Below are 17,794 nucleotides of genomic sequence, written 5' to 3'. Positions count from 1 at the left end.
CCCCCTCCTCTTCGAGCGGAATCCCCGTCGGGTGCCCTGACCGGCTTCTCTTACGCCCGAAGCCTCACGCGCCCAGTGCGTGCGACACCGTGTAGATCAGCAGGCCGGCCAGGGAGCCGACGACCGTGCCGTTGATGCGGATGAACTGCAGGTCGCGGCCGATGTTCGCCTCGATCTTCTTCGTGGTGTGCTCGGCGTCCCAGCTCGCGACCGTGTCGGTGATCAGGGAGGTGATCTCCTTGCGGTAGGTGGTGACGACGTAGACGGCCGCGTCCTCCACCCACTGGTCGACCTTGTCCTGCACCTTGCGCTCGCGCGCCATCCGGGAGCCCAGCGACAGCAGGGACGCCCGTACGCGCAGCCGCAGCTCGCTGCGCTCGTCCTCGGCCGCTGAGACGATCATGGACCGTACGGCCGTCCAGGCGCTGGCGATGAGGTCCTGCACCTCGCCGCGGCCGAGGACCTCGCCCTTGAGCCGCTCGACGCGGGCGCGGGTGTCGGTGTCGGACTGGAGGTCGCCCGCGAAGTCGGTGAGGAAACGGTCCAGGGCGCTGCGCGCCGGGTGGCCGGGCATGTCGCGCATCTCGGTGGCGAAGCGCAGCAGTTCCCGGTAGACGCGCTCGCCGACCTTCCGGTCGACGAACTTCGGTGTCCAGCCCGGGGCGCCGCCCTCCACGGCGTCCATCACCTCGTCGCGGTGCAGCACAAGCCAGTCGTGCGCTCGGGTGACGATCAGGTCGACGACGCGTTTGTGACCGCCGTCGGCGACGACCTTCTCCAGCATCTTGCCGATGCCGGGTCCGATCTCCTGGGCGTTCGCGCGGCGGGTGATGGCCTCGCCGACGACGGCCTGGACGTCGGAGTCGCGCAGGACGGTCAGGGCGCCGCGCAGGGCCGTGGACAGCTCCGCGGTGACCCGGTCGGCGTGTTCGGGGACCGCGAGCCAGGCGCCCAGGCGGCTGCCGATGCCGACGGCGCGCAGCCGCTGCCGTACGACGTCCTCGGAGAGGAAGTTCTCGCCGACGAACTCGCCCAGGGAGACGCCGAGCTGGTCCTTCTTGGTGGGGATGATCGCGGTGTGCGGGATGGGGATGCCGAGGGGGTGGCGGAAGAGGGCGGTGACGGCGAACCAGTCGGCGAGCGCGCCCACCATGCCCGCCTCGGAGGCGGCGGCGACATAGGCCGCCCAGGACCCGGCGCCGGAGTTGTGTGCCCAGGTGGACAGGACGTAGACCAGCGCCACGAACACGAGAAGTCCGGTGGCGGTGAGCTTCATTCGGCGTACGCCGCGCTGTTTCTCCTGGTCCGCAGGGCTGAAGGTCGTCATCGCGCGGTTCACGGCGGCGCCGGGGCGGGCATGCTGCCCTCCGGCACCGGCACCCTTTTCCGCTGCTTTCGTCTGTTCCATCCGCTCCACCCGCTCGGTGATCCCGCACACACATTGTCCCTTCCTGACCGACTCCTGGAACGGAACAGCAGTTCCCGGCGTCTGTCGGGAGGGGTAATGCCACGGGGTGCTGTGAGCTTCCCCCGGCCCATGCCGCATCATGGGCACATCAGATCGGAGCCTTGGGCTCCCATCGCCCGAGGAGAACTGAACAGCATGACCCGAGGACGTGGCTACGCCCTCCTGGCCCTGGTCGTCGCAGCGATCGTGAGCCTTTCCACCGCCATATACGTCGGCGTGGCGCCCGACGACGGCCAGCGCATCCGCAACGCCCTCGGCGACGGCCGCGCCCCCCACAACTCCGCCGCCCCCGCCTCCACCGGCACCTGGGTCGGCACCTGGTCCGCATCTCCCTCCGCCGCCGAACCCGGCACCGAGACCGCGGGCATGGCGGACCGCTCGGTACGCAACGTCGTCCACACCAGCGTCGGCGGTACGAGTGCCCGCGTCACGCTTTCCAATCTCTACGGCCAGTCGCCGCTGAGCATCACGCGGGCGACGATCGCCGTCTCCGCGGGCAGCGGCACACCGGCGGCACTCGCCGACACCATGCGGCAGCTGACCTTCGGCGGCGGCCCCACGGTCGTCGTCCCGCCCGGCCGGCAGGTCATGAGCGACGCGGTACGGGTCGTCGTCCCGCACGACTCCGACGTCCTGATCACCACCTACACGCCCACCAGCTCCGGCCCGGTGACCTACCACCGGCACGCCCGGCAGACCTCCTACGTCGCCCAGGGCGACCACGCGCAGGACGCCACCGGCACGCCGTACACCGAGCGGATCGGGTCCTGGCGTTACCTGACGGCGCTGGACGTGCTGAGCAACGAGTCCGACGGCACGGTCGTCGCCCTCGGCGACTCCCTGACGGACGGCATCACCTCCACGCCCGACACCAACAGCCGCTGGACCGACGTGCTGTCCGACCGGCTGCGCTCCGAGATCGCCTCCGGGCGGGACCTGCCCCGCTACAGCGTCGTCAACCAGGGCATCAGCGGCAACCAGGTCCTCGCCGACGGCCTGGGCCGCCCGGCGGACAACCCCAGCGGCCTGAACCGCTTCCAGCGGGACGTGCTGGAGCGGACGAACGTCAAGGTCGTCGTCATCGACCTCGGCGTCAACGACATCCTGCGCAACCCGCGCCTGGCCGACCCGAACGCGGTCCTCACGGGGCTGCGCACGCTGGTGGGACAGGCCCACGCGCGCGGCGTGAAGGTCGTCGGAGCGACGCTGATGCCGTTCCAGGGGCACCGCGGGTACACGGAGGCGCGTGAGCAGGTCCGCCAGGCCATCAACGCGCAGATCCGCGCCGGGCGGGTGTACGACGCCGTGGCCGACTTCGACCAGGCGCTGCGGGACCCCTACAACCCGCGGCGGCTGCGGCCCGACTACGACTCGGGCGACCATCTGCACCCCAGCGACAAGGGGTACGCGCGGATGGCGGAGTCCTTCGACTTGTCGACGCTGAAGGGGTCGGCGCCGGCGGAGCTGTAGCCCTTCCCGCCCTGTGCCCCCCCCCCGCGCGGCGCCCGCCGGGCCGCGGGGACTCAGTTTCCGCGGTGCCGGTGCCGGGGGGGCCGCTCCCCCAGTTGCCCCCGCCCCGCCCGCCGCTCCAGCTTCTCCTGGCGGCGTTCCTCGCGGACCCGCAGCTTCTCCGCGCGGGTCAGCTTGCGCTGGACCCCGACGCCGCCCCACAGCGCGAACCCGGTCACGATCACCCGCGGTGCGCCCGGCTCGCCCGGCACGCCCTCCTCGCCGTGGTCGAAACCGCCCATGACGCCGATGCCGCGGACGACGACCTCGACCCCGGGCGGCACGATCACATCCACCCCGCCCATGATCGCGATCGCGTTGATCTCGACCTCACGGTCCGCGAAGGACGCCTCGCGCAGATCGATCTCCCCGCCGCCCCAGAAGGCGAGGCAGGTGAACCGCCGGGGCATCGTCCAGCGCCCCTTGCGCTGGAAGCCGGACATGACGGCGACGGCCCACGTGGAGGTGCCCTCACCGCCGACGATCCGCCCGGACCAGCCCGGCCCGGCGGCCGCGTCCTTCGTCAGGGACACCGACGGCACCGTGACACCCGCGGCCGGCAGGTCCCGGGTGATCGGCGCCAACTCCCCGTAGGTGCGCGCCTTGTACGTCGCGTCCAGCCGCTCCTCGAACTCCTCCATGTCCAGGCGCCCCTCCGCGAGGGCGTCCCGCAAAATTTCGGCGACCTGCTCACGGTCGGCGTCGGAGGCGCGGAGGTCCGGGACGGCGTCGTCGGTCATACACAGCAGACTACGAGTTCACCCCGTCGGGGGCTATGAGATCGCCCGCTCGGCCTGACCCCCGTACATGGTGGCGATCACCGCCTCGATGTCCGGCTCCCGCACCGACAGGTCCACCAGCGGGTACGCGGCGGCGATCCGCGCCACGAGCGGAGCCGCCGACTCCCCCGCCGGGAACGCCAGCCACTGCCGCGGACCGTCCACCCGCACGACCCGCGCGGGCGCCGGCGCCTCGATCGGCGGCAGTTCCCGCTCCAGGTCCACGACCAGGGTCCGCTCGCTCTCCCCGACCTCGTGCAGCCCGGCGAGCGGACCGTCGTACATCAGGCGCCCGTGGTCGATGACCATCACCCGCCGGCACAACTGCTCGATGTCCTGCAGGTCGTGCGTCGTCAGCAGCACCGTCGTGCCGCGCTCGGCGTTCAACTCCCGCAGGAAGTCCCGCACCTTCGACTTGGAGACGACGTCGAGGCCGATGGTCGGCTCGTCCAGGTACAGCACCTCCGGGTCGTGCAGCAGCGCCGCCACGATGTCGCCGCGCATCCGCTGGCCGAGGGAGAGCTGCCGCACCGGCACGTCCAGCAGGTCGCCCATGTCCAGGAGTTGGACCAGGCGGTCGAGGTTCTCCCGGTAACGGGCGTCCGGGATTCGGTACATGCGGTGCATCAGCCGGTAGGAGTCCAGCAGCGGCAGATCCCACCACAGCGTGGTGCGCTGCCCGAACACCACGCCGATGCGGTGCGCCAGGCGCGTCCGCTCCCTGGAGGGGTCGATGCCGGCCACCCGCAGCCGGCCCGCGCTGGGCGTGAGGATGCCGGTCAGCATCTTGATCGTGGTGGACTTGCCGGCGCCGTTCGGGCCGATGTAGCCGACCATCTCGCCGCGCTCCACACGGAAGGAGATCGAGTCGACGGCCCGCACCTGCCGCCGCTCCCGCTTCATGAAGCCGGTCTTCTTGCGCACCTCGAAGACCTTCTCGACACCGTCGAGTTCGATGAACGCGTCCTCCGGTGCGACGAACCCGCTTTCCGACTCGGTCAACTCAACTCCCTGTACTCCGGTACGAACGAAGCCCCGTCCGCCACGCCAGCCCGGCCAGGACGCAGCAGGCCACCGCCACCACCGGCGAGGCGAACGCCGCCCAGCCGGGCAGGGCGACCGGGTACGGCCGCCCCAGCACGTAGGCGGCGGGCACCCAGTTGACGAAGGCCAGCGGCAGCATGAAGGTCACACCCCGCACCAGGTCCTTGCCGAACACCGACGGCGGGTACTGCAGCAGCGTCGTCCCGCCGTAGGTGAACGCGTTCTGCACCTCGGCGGCGTCCTGCGCGTAGATCTGGAAGGCCGCGCCCGCCACGAACACCGCCGAGAAGATCACCGCGCCGCTGACCACCATCACCGGCACCAGCAGCACCTTCGCCGCGCTCCAGCCGACGTCCACCGACACCAGCGCCCAGCCCAGCACCACCGCGCCCTGGGTGATCCGGCCCAGCCGGCGCAGCGCGAACCGGTCGGCGCCGACCTGGGCCAGCACCGGCGCCGGACGCACCAGCAGCGTGTCGAACGAGCCGTCACGGATCCGGGCACCCAGCACGTCCATCGAGCCCAGCACCAGATCGGCGATCCCGAACGACGTCACCGACAGCCCGTAGAGGAAGGCCACCTCGGGCAGCGACCAGCCGCCCAGCGAGTCGACCTGCGAGAACATCAGCAGGATCCCCACGAAGTCCAGGCCGGTCACCGTCAGGTTGCCGAGCACCGTGACGACGAACGAGGTCCGGTAGGCCATGCTGGAGCGCACCCACATCCCGGCGATCAGCCGGTAGGCCCGCACCCCCTCCCGCAGGACACCCCGCTCAGCCACCCTGCACCACCACCCGCCGCGTCGCCGCCGACTGCAGCAGCCGCCCCGCCGCCAGCAGCGCCACCGCCCACGCCGCCTGGAAGGCGAACGCCCGCAGCGGGTCCGTCTCCCCCATCAGCACGTCCGCCGGCATCTGGATCTGCGCCGCCCACGGCAGCACCCGCACCACCTCGCCCAACACGCCCGGGAAGGCGTTCAGCGGCAGCACCATGCCCGAGAAGAAGATCCCCGTGACCACCAGCACCTGGTTGACGCCCATGCCGTCGAGGAGCCAGAACACACTCAGCGCCGCCAGAAAGCGGATCGCGAAGCTCACGACCGCCGCCAGCAGCAGGGTGACCACGAAGGCGGCCCAGGGGGTGACCGACGTCGGCAGCGCCATCGGGAAGAAGAGCGCACCGAACAGGAACGGGACCACACCTCGCCCCAGCATCTGGAACAACGCCCGCCCCATGTCCCCCGCCAGCCACCACAGTTGCAGATCCGCCGGCCGGTACAGGTCCACGGCGATCTCACCCGTGCGGATGCGGTCCATCAGGTCCTTCTCGGCGCCCCCGCCCTGGATCGCCAGCGTCGCGTAGAGGCACTGCCCCAGCCAGACATAGGTCACCGCCTGGGCCTGGTCGTACCCCCCGAGATGCGGCTTCTGGTCCCACAGGGCCAGATAGGTGTGGACGAGAATGACGCCGAAGACCGTGTTGGTGAACACCCCGGCCAGCGTGGCCGCCCGATAGGTCGCGTACCGCCTGAAACCCCCCGCCGCGACGGCCACGTACAACCGTCCCGAGCCCACATCCACAGCCCTCCTCGACGCCCGGCACCGAAGCGCAGGAGCCTAGTGGCCCCGCGAACCGGACTGCCACGCAATTTCGGGGAGCGGCGGGAGTGCCGCGGGGCGAGTGCGCACCGGCCCAGACGGTACGATCCGTTGCGTCCGCGCGGGCCGAGGCCCCGCGGCCGGGGCGAGCAGCGTGACGGCGATGCCGGCCGGGTCCCCCTTCGGGCGAACGTCGCGCAGGCGAGATCACGATTCGGGCAGGAGTGCGGCGCAACGCGTTTCGCCCTGTGCCCGCCCGCGCACCCGCCCGCACGCGGCCGCCTCACCGCACGGCTCACAGCCCGGCCCTCGATCAGGGAACTGATCAACGGATGGGACAGTCTTCATCACAGGGGCGCAAGAGCGAGCAGAGACGTACGGAACGACGTACGACGCGAAACAGGAGTCCGTGCACGACATGAGTGACGAGCCTCAGCCGCAGCAGCCGAACCCGGGCTGGGCATCGAGAGAGCCGCAGGCGGACGCCGACGGCGACCCGGGCACGCCCGAGGGCACGGCGGCCGGGAGGCCGAAGCGGACCGGCTGGCGCCGGGCGATCCCGACCTGGCGCATGACGCTCGGCGGCTTCATCGTCGTCGTGCTGCTGCTGGTCGGCGGCTTCTTCCTGGGCTACTCGCTCGTGAAGATCCCACCGGCCAACGCGCTCGCCACCAAGCAGGCCAACGTCTACCTCTACGCGGACGGCTCCGTGATCGCCCGCGACGGCGAGGTCAACCGGGAGAACGTCACCCTCCCGCAGATCTCCAAGGACGCCCAGCACGCGATCCTGGCCGCCGAGGACCGCGACTTCTACACCGAGTCCGCCGTCGACCCCAAGGCCATGGTCCGCGCCGCCTGGAACACCGCCCTCGGCAAAGGCAAGCAGTCCGGCTCCACCATCACCCAGCAGTACGTGAAGAACTACTACCTGCGCCAGGAACAGACCGTCACGCGCAAGGCCAAGGAGTTCTTCATCGCGATCAAGCTGGACCGCGAGGTCAGCAAGGACCACATCCTCGAGGGCTACCTCAACACCAGCTACTTCGGCCGCAACGCCTACGGCATCCAGGCCGCCGCCCAGGCCTACTACGGCATGGACGCCAAGGACCTCGACCCGGCCCGCGCCGCCTACCTCGCCGCGCTCGTCAACGCGCCCAGCCAGTACGACGTCGTCGCCCACCCCGAGAACCGGAAGGCCGCCGAGGCCCGCTGGAACTACACGCTGGACGGCATGGTCAAGAAGGGCTGGCTCAGCGCGTCGGAGCGGACCGGCATGAAGTTCCCCGTGCCGAAGGAGTCCACCCTCTCCACCGGCATGTCCGGCCAGCGCGGCTACATCGTCCGGATCGTCAAGGACTACCTGGTCCAGAACAAGATCATCGAAGAGAGCAAGCTCGACGCCGGCGGCTACCGCATCACCACGACCCTGCAGAAGGACAAGCAGGACGCGTTCGTGAAGGCCGTCAACGACAAGCTGATGTCCAAGCTCGACAAGAAGAACCGCAAGGTCGACACCTACGTGCGCGCCGGCGGCGCCTCCGTCGACCCCAAGACCGGCAAGGTCGTGGCGATGTACAACGGCATCGACTACGTCAAGCAGTACACACCCAACGCCACCCGCAGGGACTTCCAGGTCGGCTCCACCTTCAAGCCCTTCGTGTTCACCGCCGCCGTCGAGAACCACTCCGAGACGCAGGACGGCCGCGTCATCACCCCGAACACCATCTACGACGGCACCAACAAGCGCCCCGTCCAAGGCTGGACCGGCGACCCCTACGCCCCCGAGAACGAGGACCAGCACTCCTACGGCGACATCACCGTCACCGAGGCCACCGACAGCTCCGTGAACTCGGTGTACGCGCAGATGGCCGCCGACGTCGGCCCCGCCAAGGTCAAGCAGACCGCGATCGACCTCGGCATCCCCGAGGCCACCCCCGACCTCGCCGACGGCCCCGCCATCGCGCTCGGCACCGCCACGGCCAGCGTCCTCGACATGGCGGAGGCCTACGCCACCCTCGCCAACCACGGCCGGCACGGCACGTACACGATCGTCGACAAGGTCACCAAGGAGGGCACGCCGATCGAGCTGCCCGAACGGCGCACCCGGCAGGCCGTCAGCCGCGAGGCCGCCGACACCACCACCTCGATGCTGCGCAGCGTCGTCCAGAACGGCACCGCCTCCGCCGCTCAGGCCGCGGGCCGCCCCGTCGCCGGCAAGACCGGCACCGCCGAGGAGGACACGGCCGCCTGGTTCGCGGGCTACACCCCCGACCTCGCCACCGTCGTCTCCGTCATGGGCCAGGACCCGGTCACCGCCGCCCACAAGTCCCTGTACCGCGCCATGGGCCTGCCCCGCATCAACGGCGGCGGCGCACCCGCCGAGATCTGGACGCAGTTCACCCAGGACGCCCTCAAGGGCAAGCCCGTCAAGGAGTTCGACCTCAGGCTCCAGCCCGGGTCCGACGTCTCGCAGGCCCCCAGCAGTCAGGCCCCGGCCGACCCGAGCGCCTCCGCCCCCACCGACGGCGGCACGACCACCGGCGGCGAGGAGACCGGCACCCAGCCGCCCGAGCAGACCCCCAGCACCCCCGAAGGGCAGACCGAGGGCCAGACCGACGGCGGCACCACCACCGGCGGCACCACCGGCGGCGAGTCCCCCACCGGCGGCGGCACCGCGGACGGCGGCACGACCGACGGAGGAACGACCGACGGCGGCACCACCGACGGCGGCACGACGGAGGGCGGTGGCGGCGACGCGAGCGACGGCGGCGCGACAGGCGGCCCGACCGGCCCCGGCTGGGGCGTGGTCCCCCAGGGCGCACGCCGCGAGTAGCCCGGCGACGGCTCAGTGGCCGCTGGTCGCCTTCAGCCCCACCACGGCGACCAGCAGCAGGCACACGAAGAAGATCCGGGCGGCGGTCGCCGGCTCGCCCAGCACCGCCATCCCGAACACCGCCGCCCCGGCCGCGCCGATCCCCACCCACACGCCGTAGGCGGTGCCGATGGGCAGGGTCCTGGCCGCCTGCGACAGCAGCAGCATGCTGGCGACGATGCCGGCGCCGGTGAGCACACTGGGCAGCGGACGCGTGAACCCGTCGGTGTACTTCATGCCCACGGACCACCCCACCTCGAGCAGACCGGCGACGACGAGCAGAACCCAGGCCATGACGGGCGCCTCCGGGAAACGGGCTGACGGTGTCGGTGCGTCGTCTTTGCCTTGATCCCGGTACGGCGCGTCTCGTCGGGGGTGCCCCCAACGTAGCAAAGGTCATGGCGAAGGGGCCGGTGACGGTTGTCACCGGCCCCTTCTCCACGACCTGGGCCCTACAGGTACAGGCCCGTCGAGTCCTCGGCGCCCTCGAACCGGTCCGCGGCCACCGCATGCAGATCACGCTCGCGCATCAGCACGTACGCGATCCCCCGCACCTCGACCTCGGCACGGTCCTCCGGGTCGAACAGCACCCGGTCACCCGTTTCCACGGTCCGCACGTTCTGCCCCACCGCGACGACCTCGGCCCACGCCAGCCGCCGGCCGACCGCCGCCGTGGCCGGGATCAGGATGCCGCCACCGGAACGCCGCTCGCCCTCGCTGGTGTCCTGCCGCACGAGTACGCGGTCGTGCAGCATCCGGATGGGCAGCTTGTCCGGATGGGTGCTCTGCTCGTTTCTCTTGGCGCTCACGCCCTGAAACCTACCTGTCTCCTCCGCCGGCGAACGCAGTCGGGTCAGCCCTTGCGCCGCCGCGTGCTGACCGCGAGCAGCCCGACCACTCCCACCACGACGAGCGCGACCGGCACGACCCGCTCCAGCCGGGGCGCGCCCTCCTCGTCCACGAACCGGGACCGCACATCGGTGACGGCCCGGTTCACCTCCACGTAGGCCCGCCCGAGGGTGTGATCGATGTTGGACGCGACCTTGGCCTTGGCATCCCCGACGATCGTCTTCGGGTGCACCCGCACCCCGATCTCGTCGAGGGTCTCGGCCAGGGTCGCGCGGCGGCGCCTGATGTCCGCCTCGATCTGCGCCGGGGTCCTGGTGTCCGCCGTGTCCGCCACCGTGTCGCCTTTCGAAGTCGGTGTGAAGCCTCTGGGGGACAGTCTGTCAGCTCCACGGCTCATCACACTGTCAGCACCCCCGGTTACCCTGGCGGGATGAGCGAGCGACTCCAGCCGGGGGACGTGGCCCCCGCCTTCACCCTGCCCGACGCCGACGGCACCGAGGTGTCCCTGGCGGACCACAAGGGCCGCAAGGTCATCGTGTACTTCTACCCGGCCGCACTCACCCCGGGCTGCACGAAGCAGGCCTGCGACTTCACGGACAACCTGGAGCTGCTGGCGGGCGCGGGCTACGACGTCATCGGCATCTCCCCCGACAAACCGGAGAAACTGGCGAAGTTCCGCGAGAAGGAGTCCCTGAAGGTCACGCTGCTGGCCGACCCCGACAAGCAGGTCCTGGAGGCCTACGGCGCCTTCGGCGAGAAGAAGCTGTACGGCAAGACGGTCGTCGGCGTCATCCGCTCCACGATCGTCGTGGACGAGGAGGGCAAGGTCGAACGCGCCCTGTACAACGTCAAGGCGACGGGCCACGTAGCCAAGATCATCAAGGACCTGGGGGTCTGAGACCCCACTGATCGTTCCCGAGAGCGGCTCGTACCGGTGAAACTCCGGTACGAGCCGCTCCGCTTTTCGCACATATCCGGGCGTGACCGTCCGATAAACGGTTCGTTACTCCGTGCGAGACCACGAACGGGTGGTCGGGGAATGAGGAGAGGTGTCGTGCGGAACACAGCGAGCTCTTACGACGATGAGCGGCTGGCGGCGGCCGCAGCCAAGGCTCGCAACTGGACCGATCTGATGCGTCGGCTCGGCCTCAAAACCAGTGGAGGTCAACGGCGCGTGCTGCAAGAGAGAGTGGCGGCGCGCGGACTCGACACGAGTCACTTCGTCAAACGCAGCCCGTATCGGAAGTACCCGGACTCCGCCATCGCGGAAGCGGCAGCCTCGTCATCATCCCTGCGCGAAGTAGCTCTGAAACTCGGCGCCGCGCCGGCCAGCGGCACTCTGTCGCACATCCGTCGCCGCATTCACGCGGCGGGCATCGACGTCCGCCACTTCCCCGGCATCAACCGGACCGATCTGGACCTCCCCTTCACCCTCCAAGAACTCCAAAGAGCAACAGCGACGGCGACGAGCGTGCGGGGGGTGGCTCGTTCTTTGGGCGTACCGGACGACAGCCGTTCGCGGGCAACCCTGAGCCGCATGCTGCGGGGGCACGGGATCGACACGTCGCATTTCACCCACCGACGTGTAGCGATCTGCGAGGACAGACTCCGTGAACTCGTAGCACGCTCCACGAGCTACGCCGACGTGATGCGCGGTCTCGGCTTGGAGGTGAACGACACCAACCATCGACGCGTGAGGCGAGCGGCCTCCCGGCTCGACCTGGACACCGGCCACTTCACGCGCAGGACCTGGGCACGACCGGAGAGCCCGGCCCCCGCACCCGTCGCCCAACGAGTACTGGTCGTCCTGCCCTCCAGTGCAGGACGAACCAACAGGTCTCAGCTCCACCGTGCCCTGGTCGAGATCGGGGTGCCCTACTCATGCCGGACCTGCGGCAACGAGGGCGAGTGGCTGGGGCAACCGATCACGTTGCAGATCGACCACATCAATGGCGACTGGCGCGACAACCGCCGGGAGAATCTGCGGTATCTCTGCCCCAACTGTCACGCGCTCACTGAGACCTGGTGCCGCCGGAAAGCGAGGACACCTCTCGTCGCGTACCTTGCTCAGCCCGTACACTGAACGCTGCCGGTCGAGCACCATGACCGTTTTTGAGCGGCCGTGATGGAATTTGGCAGTCATGCTGGGTTTAGGTCCCAGTGGGTTCACACCCGTGTGGGTTCGAGTCCCACCGGCCGCACACGCAGAGGGGGCCACCCATCGGGCGGCCCCCTCTCACGTTCCTCAGCCCAACAGCTCCCGCACCACCGGCACCAACGCCCGGAACGCCTTCCCCCGGTGGCTGATCGCGTTCTTTTCCTGGGGGGTCAGTTCCGCGCAGGTGCGGGACTCGCCCTCCGGCTGGAGGATCGGGTCGTAGCCGAAGCCGCCCGTGCCCGTGGGCTCGTGGCGGAGGGTGCCGAGGAGCCGGCCCTCGACCACCCGCTCCGTGCCGTCCGGCAGGGCGAGGGCCGCCGCGCAGGCGAAGTGGGCTCCGCGGTGTTCCTCGGCGATGTCGGAGAGCTGGGCGAGGAGGAGGTCCAGGTTGGCCTTGTCGTCGCCGTGGCGGCCGGACCAGCGGGCGGAGAAGATGCCGGGGGCGCCGTTGAGGACGTCGACGCAGAGGCCGGAGTCGTCGGCGACGGCCGGGAGGCCCGTGGCCCGGGCCAGGGCGTGGGCCTTGAGGAGGGCGTTCTCGGCGAACGTCACGCCCGTTTCCTTGACGTCGGGGATGTCCGGGTAGGCGTCGGCGCCGACGAGTTCGTGGGGCAGTCCGGCTTCGGCGAGGATCGCGCGAAGTTCGGTGATCTTTCCGGCGTTGCGGGTGGCGAGGATCAGGCGACTCATGGGCCCAGTATCGCCGGGCGGGATCGCGCCCCGTCAGGGGCGCGGGGAACGGCGCGGGTCACCACGACGCACCCGCACCCGGCGACCACCTCGCAGTGCTACGGCGTGCACACCTTCGTCAACTCACCCGCCGCGTCCGTGACCGGGCTGATGTCGGGCGTCTCGTCGCCGTTCTTGATCGACGTGCGGACGTTGTCGACGGCCTTGTTCAGGTCGTCGACGGCCTTGCCGACGTCCGCGTTGTCGGTCTTGTCGCCGATCTCGCCGAGGTTCTTGTCGATGGAGTCGAGGGACTCGTCCAGCTGCGTCGGGTCGCTGGATGCGCTGTCGACGGCCTGCTGGAGTTCCGTGACGCTGTCGGCGATGGCGTCGGCGGTCTGGACGCAGTCCAGTGCCTTGTCGACGGCGGCGCAGCCGGTGGTGAGTCCGGCGGTCAGCGCGACGGCCGCCAGGGTGGCGGCGGCGGCTGCGGTGCGGCGTCGGCGGCTCGCGGCCATGGAGCGGTCCCTCTCGTTCGGTCGGGCCGGTCGGGCCCGCGGCTGGCCGGGCGCACAGGGGTGAGCCGTGCGCCCGTACTCCTTCAGACGCGCGTGTGCTCGGCGCGGTTGCCCGTGCCGGGCACTCTTCTTGGTGTGCCTTTTACTTTTCGAGGACGGCGTCGAGCGCGGTGCGCTGGTGGGCGGCGAGTTCGCCGCAGCCGGCGACGGCGAGGTCGAGGAGGGCGTTGAGTTCGTCGCGGGCGAAGGGTTCGGCTTCGGCGGTGCCCTGGACCTCGACGAAGCGGCCGTCGCCGGTGCAGACGACGTTCATGTCGGTGTCGGCCCTGACGTCTTCCTCGTAGCAGAGGTCGAGGAGGGGGACGCCTGCGACGATGCCGACGGAGACGGCGGAGACGGTGCCGGTGAGGGGCTTGCGGCCGGCCTTGATGAGTTTCCTGCCCTGGGCCCAGGCGATGGCGTCGGCGAGTGCGACGTAGGCGCCGGTGATGGCGGCCGTGCGGGTGCCACCGTCGGCCTGCAGGACGTCGCAGTCGAGGACGATGGTGTTCTCGCCGAGGGCCTTGTAGTCGATGACGGCGCGCAGGGAGCGGCCGATGAGGCGGCTGATCTCGTGGGTGCGGCCGCCGATCTTGCCGCGGACGGATTCGCGGTCTCCGCGGGTGTTGGTGGCGCGGGGCAGCATGGAGTATTCGGCGGTGACCCAGCCTTCGCCGCTGCCCTTGCGCCAGCGGGGCACGCCTTCGGTGACGGAGGCGGTGCAGAGGACCTTGGTGTCGCCGAAGGAGACGAGGACGGAGCCTTCGGCGTGCTTGCTCCAGCCGCGCTCGATGGTGATGGGGCGGAGCTGCTGGGGGGTGCGGCCGTCGATTCGAGACATGCGGCTGAGCCTATCCGTACCGCGGGAGGGGCCCTTCCCGTGGTGGGAGGGCCCCGGTGGGGGTGGGGGTCTCAGGGGGTGAAGCCCGGGACGATCCCGGCCCTTCACATCATGTCTTCGATCTCCGCCGCGATGGGGTCGGCGTCGGTGCCGATGACGACCTGGATCGCGGTGCCCATCTTGACGACGCCGTGGGCGCCGGCGGCCTTCAGGGCGGTCTCGTCGACCTTGGAGGGGTCCGCGACCTCGGTGCGGAGGCGGGTGATGCAGCCTTCGACCTCTTCGATGTTGTCGATGCCGCCGAGCCCGGCAACGATCTTCTCAGCCTTGGTGGCCATGTTCGTTCTCCCTGATCCGAACCGCTTTGTCGCAGTAACCCACAGTCGGCCCCTCTTCGCGAGTGGCGCTGTCGGGGTGCCGATGGGACGGTGTCACGTTCGTGCGACCGTCGGACGCCTGGTCTACACCACGAGTCCGCCTCTCGACAAAAGCGGAGGGCGTGATCGTGGCGGTGGGGGCGGAATCGGCGGGTTCCACTCGTTCGGTCTGCCGTGCTACAACTGGTCTACACCACTCACCGGTGGAGGTCGCGCGGTGGATACCGCGTTCCCCTTTCTTTGAGACGCCGCCGTCCCCCGTCGCATTCTTCCTGGGCGGCGCCGTGCCCCATGGAGGAAGTTCATGTCCACAGACACCGCCGCGCCCGCGAGCCCGAAGAGGGGCTCGGCCGTGATGGCCGTCATGCAGCGGATCGGCCGCAGCCTCATGCTGCCGGTGGCGGTGCTGCCGGCCGCCGCGCTGCTGGTCCGGCTCGGCAACCCCGACATGCTCGGGCGCGAGTCGTTCCCCGCGTTCCTCACCAAGATCGCGAGCTTCATGGCGGCCGGTGGCAACGCGATCCTCGACAACATGGCGCTGCTGTTCGCCGTGGGCATCGCGATCGGTTTCGCCAAGAAGTCGGACGGCTCCACGGCGCTCGCGGCCGTGGTCGGCTACCTGGTCTTCAAGAACGTGCTGGCCACGTTCACCGACCCGACCCTGCCCAAGGTGGCGGCGGAGGTCGACGGCAAGGCCGTCATGGTGGCGGCTCCGGCCGACGCCAAGGTGCTGGGCGGCGTGGTCATGGGCATCGTCGTGGCGCTGCTCTACCAGCGCTTCTACCGCACCAAGCTGCCGGACTGGGCGGGCTTCTTCGGCGGGCGCCGCCTGGTGCCGATCCTGTCGGCCTTCGCGGGCCTGGTCATCGGCATCGTCTTCGGTTACATCTGGCCCGTCCTCGGCACGGCCCTGCACAACTTCGGTGAGTGGCTGGTCGGCTCCGGAGCGGTCGGCGCGGGCATCTTCGGTGTGGCCAACCGTGCGCTGATCCCGATCGGCATGCACCACCTGCTGAACTCCTTCCCCTGGTTGCAGGCCGGCTCCTACGAGGGGAAGAGCGGCGACATCGCGCGCTTCCTGGCCGGTGACCCGACCGCCGGGCAGTTCATGACGGGCTTCTTCCCGATCATGATGTTCGCCCTCCCCGCCGCGTGCCTGGCGATCGTGCACTGTGCCCGGCCCGAGCGCCGCAAGGTCGTCGGCGGCATGATGTTCTCCCTCGCGCTGACCTCGTTCGTCACCGGCGTCACCGAGCCGATCGAGTTCACGTTCATGTTCATCGCCCCGGTGCTGTACGCGATCCACGCGGTGCTCACCGGTGTCTCCATGGCGTTGACCTGGGCGCTCGGCATGAAGGACGGGTTCGGCTTCTCCGCCGGCGCGATCGACTTCCTGCTGAACCTCGGCATCGCGACCAAGCCGTGGATGCTGGCCCTGGTCGGCCTGTGCTTCGCGGCGGTCTACTACGTGGTCTTCCGCTTCGCGATCACCAAGTTCAACCTGCCCACGCCGGGCCGGGAGTCCGACGAGGAACTCGCCGAGCTGCAGAAGGCGGAGGCGAAGTAGCCCACCGCACGCCGAAGGCCCCGGAACCGCTGTGGTTCCGGGGCCTTCGTGCTGGGGTGCTCAGATCTCGTACGTCTGCCCCGGCGCGGCCAGGTCCACCCGGCCGTCGTAGACCTGGCGGGCGTCGACGAGGTTGACCTGGGGGTCCGTCCACGGCGGGATGTGGGTGAGGACCAGGCGGCGGGCACCGGCCCGGGCCGCCGTCTCCCCCGCCTCGCGGCCGTTGAGGTGCAGGTCGGGGATGTCCTCCTTGCCATGCGTGAACGCCGCCTCGCACAGGAACAGGTCGGTGTCCCGGGCCAGTTCGTCCAGCGCGGGGCTCACTCCGGTGTCGCCGGAGTACGTCAGCGCCTTGCCGTCGTGCTCGATCCGGATGCCGTACGCCTCGACGGGGTGGGCCACCCGCTCGGTGTGCACCGTGAAGGGGCCGATCTCGAACGTGGACGGCTTGACCGTGTGGAAGTCGAAGACCTCGCTCATGGAGGAGGCGGAGGGGGTGTCCGCGTAGGCGGTGGTCAGCCGGTGTTCCGTGCCTTCGGGGCCGAAGACGGGGAGTGGATCGCAGCGGCCGCCGTCGTGGCGGTAGTAGCGCGCGACGAAGTACGCGCACATGTCGATGCAGTGGTCGGCGTGCAGATGGCTGAGGAAGATCGCGTCGAGGTCGTAGAGACCGCAGTGGCGCTGCAGCTCGCCCAGGGCACCGTTGCCCAGGTCGAGAAGCAGCCGGAAGCCGTCGGCCTCGACGAGGTAGCTCGAGCAGGCCGATTCCGCGGACGGGAACGACCCCGAGCAGCCGACGACGGTGAGCTTCATGAAGCAGAAACCTCCGCTGGCGGGATAAGTCTGAGAGGGGCGTCGGGGGTCGTGCGGTCCGTCGAGCGTAAGGCGCAAAACCTCCGGTAGCTCCTCCGCCAAGGCCTGTTGTGGGCGAACTCACCTGTGGTGTCACCGGTTCGGCTGGCATGGCCGGGGGTGATCCCTGTGAGGGGGGCGCGTGGCAGGGGCGGCGCCGGTAACGTCTTTCAGTATGGACACGTCCTGGTGGCTGGCGCTCGCCGCGGTGGTGCTGCTCGCGCTCATCGCCACGCTCGTCGACGGCTGGGGCCGGGGCCGGCGGCCGTCGGCCCGGCGCGGCCGGAGCGCGGGGGCCGTCCTCGCGGAGGGCCGGCCGCAGCCGGCGGAGATCTGGTGGGCCGACGTGCCCTACGAGGACGAGGCCCGGACGAAGGACCGGCCCTGTCTGGTGCTGGCGGTGCGCGGGGAGCGGGCGACGGTCGTGAAGATCACCACCCGGTTCCGTGACGGGCGCACCGGCGTGATCCCGCTGCCGCCGGGCTCGGTCGGCGATGCCCGGGGGCGGGCGAGTTTCCTGGAGACGGACGAGCTGCGGGAGGTCCCGGTGTGGGGTTTCCGGCGGCGGGTCGGCGTGGTGGATCCGACGCTGTGGGACCAGGTGCGGTACCTGGCGGGCTGAACACCGGCCGGAGAAGGGCGCAGAAGAGGGGA

Annotated in this window: 19 protein-coding genes, 1 tRNA gene and 1 riboswitch; of the genes, 7 read left to right on the top strand and 13 right to left on the bottom strand. The window is 70.3% G+C overall.

All coding sequences use genetic code 11. The features are described 5' to 3' along the window. Positions 1 to 64 precede the first annotated feature (64 nt). Complete coding sequence (locus ADK65_RS11580; RefSeq protein ID WP_234352853.1) at positions 65 to 1,408, bottom strand: DUF445 domain-containing protein; 1,344 nt, start codon at positions 1,406 to 1,408, stop codon at positions 65 to 67. A gap of 195 nt (positions 1,409 to 1,603) precedes the next feature. Here ADK65_RS11580 and ADK65_RS11575 point away from each other — a divergent pair, with 195 nt between their 5' ends. Next, positions 1,604 to 2,938 carry an SGNH/GDSL hydrolase family protein gene (locus ADK65_RS11575; RefSeq protein ID WP_053669893.1) on the top strand — a complete coding sequence of 445 codons (1,335 nt, stop codon included), beginning with the start codon at positions 1,604 to 1,606 and terminating at the stop codon, positions 2,936 to 2,938. Positions 2,939 to 2,991: 53 nt separating this feature from the next. Here the strand turns inward: ADK65_RS11575 and ADK65_RS11570 are convergent, their stop codons facing one another. The 4 genes from ADK65_RS11570 to ADK65_RS11555 are packed head-to-tail and all read right to left on the bottom strand — an operon-like array spanning position 2,992 to position 6,374. Then, positions 2,992 to 3,717 carry a DUF1707 SHOCT-like domain-containing protein gene (locus tag ADK65_RS11570; protein ID WP_053669892.1) on the bottom strand — a complete coding sequence of 242 codons (726 nt, stop codon included), beginning with the start codon at positions 3,715 to 3,717 and terminating at the stop codon, positions 2,992 to 2,994. 33 nt (positions 3,718 to 3,750) lie between these two features. Further along, positions 3,751 to 4,758, bottom strand: coding sequence for an ABC transporter ATP-binding protein (locus ADK65_RS11565; RefSeq protein WP_053669891.1), 1,008 nt, complete (start codon positions 4,756 to 4,758; stop codon positions 3,751 to 3,753). Position 4,759: 1 nt separating this feature from the next. Continuing rightward, positions 4,760 to 5,581: an ABC transporter permease gene (locus tag ADK65_RS11560; protein WP_053669890.1), complete on the bottom strand. Its 822-nt coding sequence runs from the start codon at positions 5,579 to 5,581 to the stop codon at positions 4,760 to 4,762. Then, positions 5,574 to 6,374: an ABC transporter permease gene (locus ADK65_RS11555; RefSeq protein ID WP_053669889.1), complete on the bottom strand. Its 801-nt coding sequence runs from the start codon at positions 6,372 to 6,374 to the stop codon at positions 5,574 to 5,576. The genes ADK65_RS11560 and ADK65_RS11555 overlap by 8 nt, the downstream gene beginning before the upstream one ends. A 442-nt stretch (positions 6,375 to 6,816) precedes the next feature. Here ADK65_RS11555 and ADK65_RS11550 point away from each other — a divergent pair, with 442 nt between their 5' ends. Further along, positions 6,817 to 9,231 (top strand): transglycosylase domain-containing protein, encoded by a 2,415-nt coding sequence (locus ADK65_RS11550; protein WP_053669888.1) that lies wholly within the window; start codon positions 6,817 to 6,819, stop codon positions 9,229 to 9,231. 12 nt (positions 9,232 to 9,243) lie between these two features. Here the strand turns inward: ADK65_RS11550 and ADK65_RS11545 are convergent, their stop codons facing one another. From ADK65_RS11545 to ADK65_RS11535, 3 genes are all read right to left on the bottom strand, one after another. Beyond that, entirely contained in the window at positions 9,244 to 9,564 is a 321-nt protein-coding gene (locus ADK65_RS11545) for a DMT family transporter (protein WP_053669887.1), read from the bottom strand. A 34-nt stretch (positions 9,565 to 9,598) separates the two neighbouring features. Next, positions 9,599 to 9,666: riboswitch (guanidine-III (ykkC-III) riboswitch) on the bottom strand. A 56-nt stretch (positions 9,667 to 9,722) separates the two neighbouring features. Next, positions 9,723 to 10,079: a GroES family chaperonin gene (locus ADK65_RS11540; protein ID WP_053669886.1), complete on the bottom strand. Its 357-nt coding sequence runs from the start codon at positions 10,077 to 10,079 to the stop codon at positions 9,723 to 9,725. 44 nt (positions 10,080 to 10,123) lie between these two features. Further along, positions 10,124 to 10,453, bottom strand: coding sequence for a DUF3618 domain-containing protein (locus tag ADK65_RS11535; protein ID WP_053669885.1), 330 nt, complete (start codon positions 10,451 to 10,453; stop codon positions 10,124 to 10,126). Between the two features lie 96 nt (positions 10,454 to 10,549). Here ADK65_RS11535 and bcp point away from each other — a divergent pair, with 96 nt between their 5' ends. The 3 genes from bcp to ADK65_RS11525 all read left to right on the top strand — a co-directional run bounded on the left by bcp (position 10,550) and on the right by ADK65_RS11525 (position 12,320). Further along, a complete protein-coding gene (gene bcp, locus ADK65_RS11530; protein ID WP_053669884.1) occupies positions 10,550 to 11,017 on the top strand; it encodes a thioredoxin-dependent thiol peroxidase in 468 nt (155 codons plus the stop codon). A gap of 156 nt (positions 11,018 to 11,173) precedes the next feature. Continuing rightward, the gene (locus tag ADK65_RS38810) at positions 11,174 to 12,202 is read left to right on the top strand and encodes an HNH endonuclease signature motif containing protein (protein WP_234352852.1); all 1,029 of its coding nucleotides are present in this window, start codon (positions 11,174 to 11,176) and stop codon (positions 12,200 to 12,202) included. 33 nt (positions 12,203 to 12,235) lie between these two features. After that, a tRNA-Leu gene (locus ADK65_RS11525) sits at positions 12,236 to 12,320 on the top strand. 44 nt (positions 12,321 to 12,364) lie between these two features. Here ADK65_RS11525 and rdgB read toward each other — a convergent pair. The 4 genes from rdgB to ADK65_RS11505 all read right to left on the bottom strand — a co-directional run bounded on the left by rdgB (position 12,365) and on the right by ADK65_RS11505 (position 14,682). Then, positions 12,365 to 12,967 (bottom strand): RdgB/HAM1 family non-canonical purine NTP pyrophosphatase, encoded by a 603-nt coding sequence (gene rdgB, locus ADK65_RS11520; RefSeq protein WP_053669883.1) that lies wholly within the window; start codon positions 12,965 to 12,967, stop codon positions 12,365 to 12,367. A 98-nt stretch (positions 12,968 to 13,065) separates the two neighbouring features. After that, a complete protein-coding gene (locus ADK65_RS11515; protein ID WP_053669882.1) occupies positions 13,066 to 13,464 on the bottom strand; it encodes a hypothetical protein in 399 nt (132 codons plus the stop codon). Between the two features lie 142 nt (positions 13,465 to 13,606). Then, the gene (gene rph, locus ADK65_RS11510) at positions 13,607 to 14,344 is read right to left on the bottom strand and encodes a ribonuclease PH (protein ID WP_053669881.1); all 738 of its coding nucleotides are present in this window, start codon (positions 14,342 to 14,344) and stop codon (positions 13,607 to 13,609) included. Positions 14,345 to 14,448: 104 nt separating this feature from the next. Continuing rightward, complete coding sequence (locus ADK65_RS11505) at positions 14,449 to 14,682, bottom strand: glucose PTS transporter subunit EIIB (RefSeq protein ID WP_053669880.1); 234 nt, start codon at positions 14,680 to 14,682, stop codon at positions 14,449 to 14,451. 343 nt (positions 14,683 to 15,025) lie between these two features. On the opposite strand from ADK65_RS11505, the gene ADK65_RS11500 reads away from it, so the two are divergent. Further along, positions 15,026 to 16,288: a PTS transporter subunit EIIC gene (locus ADK65_RS11500; RefSeq protein WP_053669879.1), complete on the top strand. Its 1,263-nt coding sequence runs from the start codon at positions 15,026 to 15,028 to the stop codon at positions 16,286 to 16,288. 60 nt (positions 16,289 to 16,348) lie between these two features. Here the strand turns inward: ADK65_RS11500 and ADK65_RS11495 are convergent, their stop codons facing one another. Next, positions 16,349 to 17,101 (bottom strand): MBL fold metallo-hydrolase, encoded by a 753-nt coding sequence (locus ADK65_RS11495; RefSeq protein ID WP_053669878.1) that lies wholly within the window; start codon positions 17,099 to 17,101, stop codon positions 16,349 to 16,351. A gap of 214 nt (positions 17,102 to 17,315) precedes the next feature. Between ADK65_RS11495 and ADK65_RS11490 the strand changes: the two genes are divergently transcribed. Then, the gene (locus tag ADK65_RS11490; protein WP_053669877.1) at positions 17,316 to 17,762 is read left to right on the top strand and encodes a type II toxin-antitoxin system PemK/MazF family toxin; all 447 of its coding nucleotides are present in this window, start codon (positions 17,316 to 17,318) and stop codon (positions 17,760 to 17,762) included. Positions 17,763 to 17,794: the final 32 nt, after the last annotated feature.

This window comes from Streptomyces sp. NRRL B-1140 (assembly GCF_001280065.1).
Classification (GTDB): Bacteria; Actinomycetota; Actinomycetes; order Streptomycetales; family Streptomycetaceae; genus Streptomyces.
The sequence above is the reverse complement of the archived record's forward strand: the minus strand, read 5'-3'. Positions and strand labels throughout refer to the sequence as shown.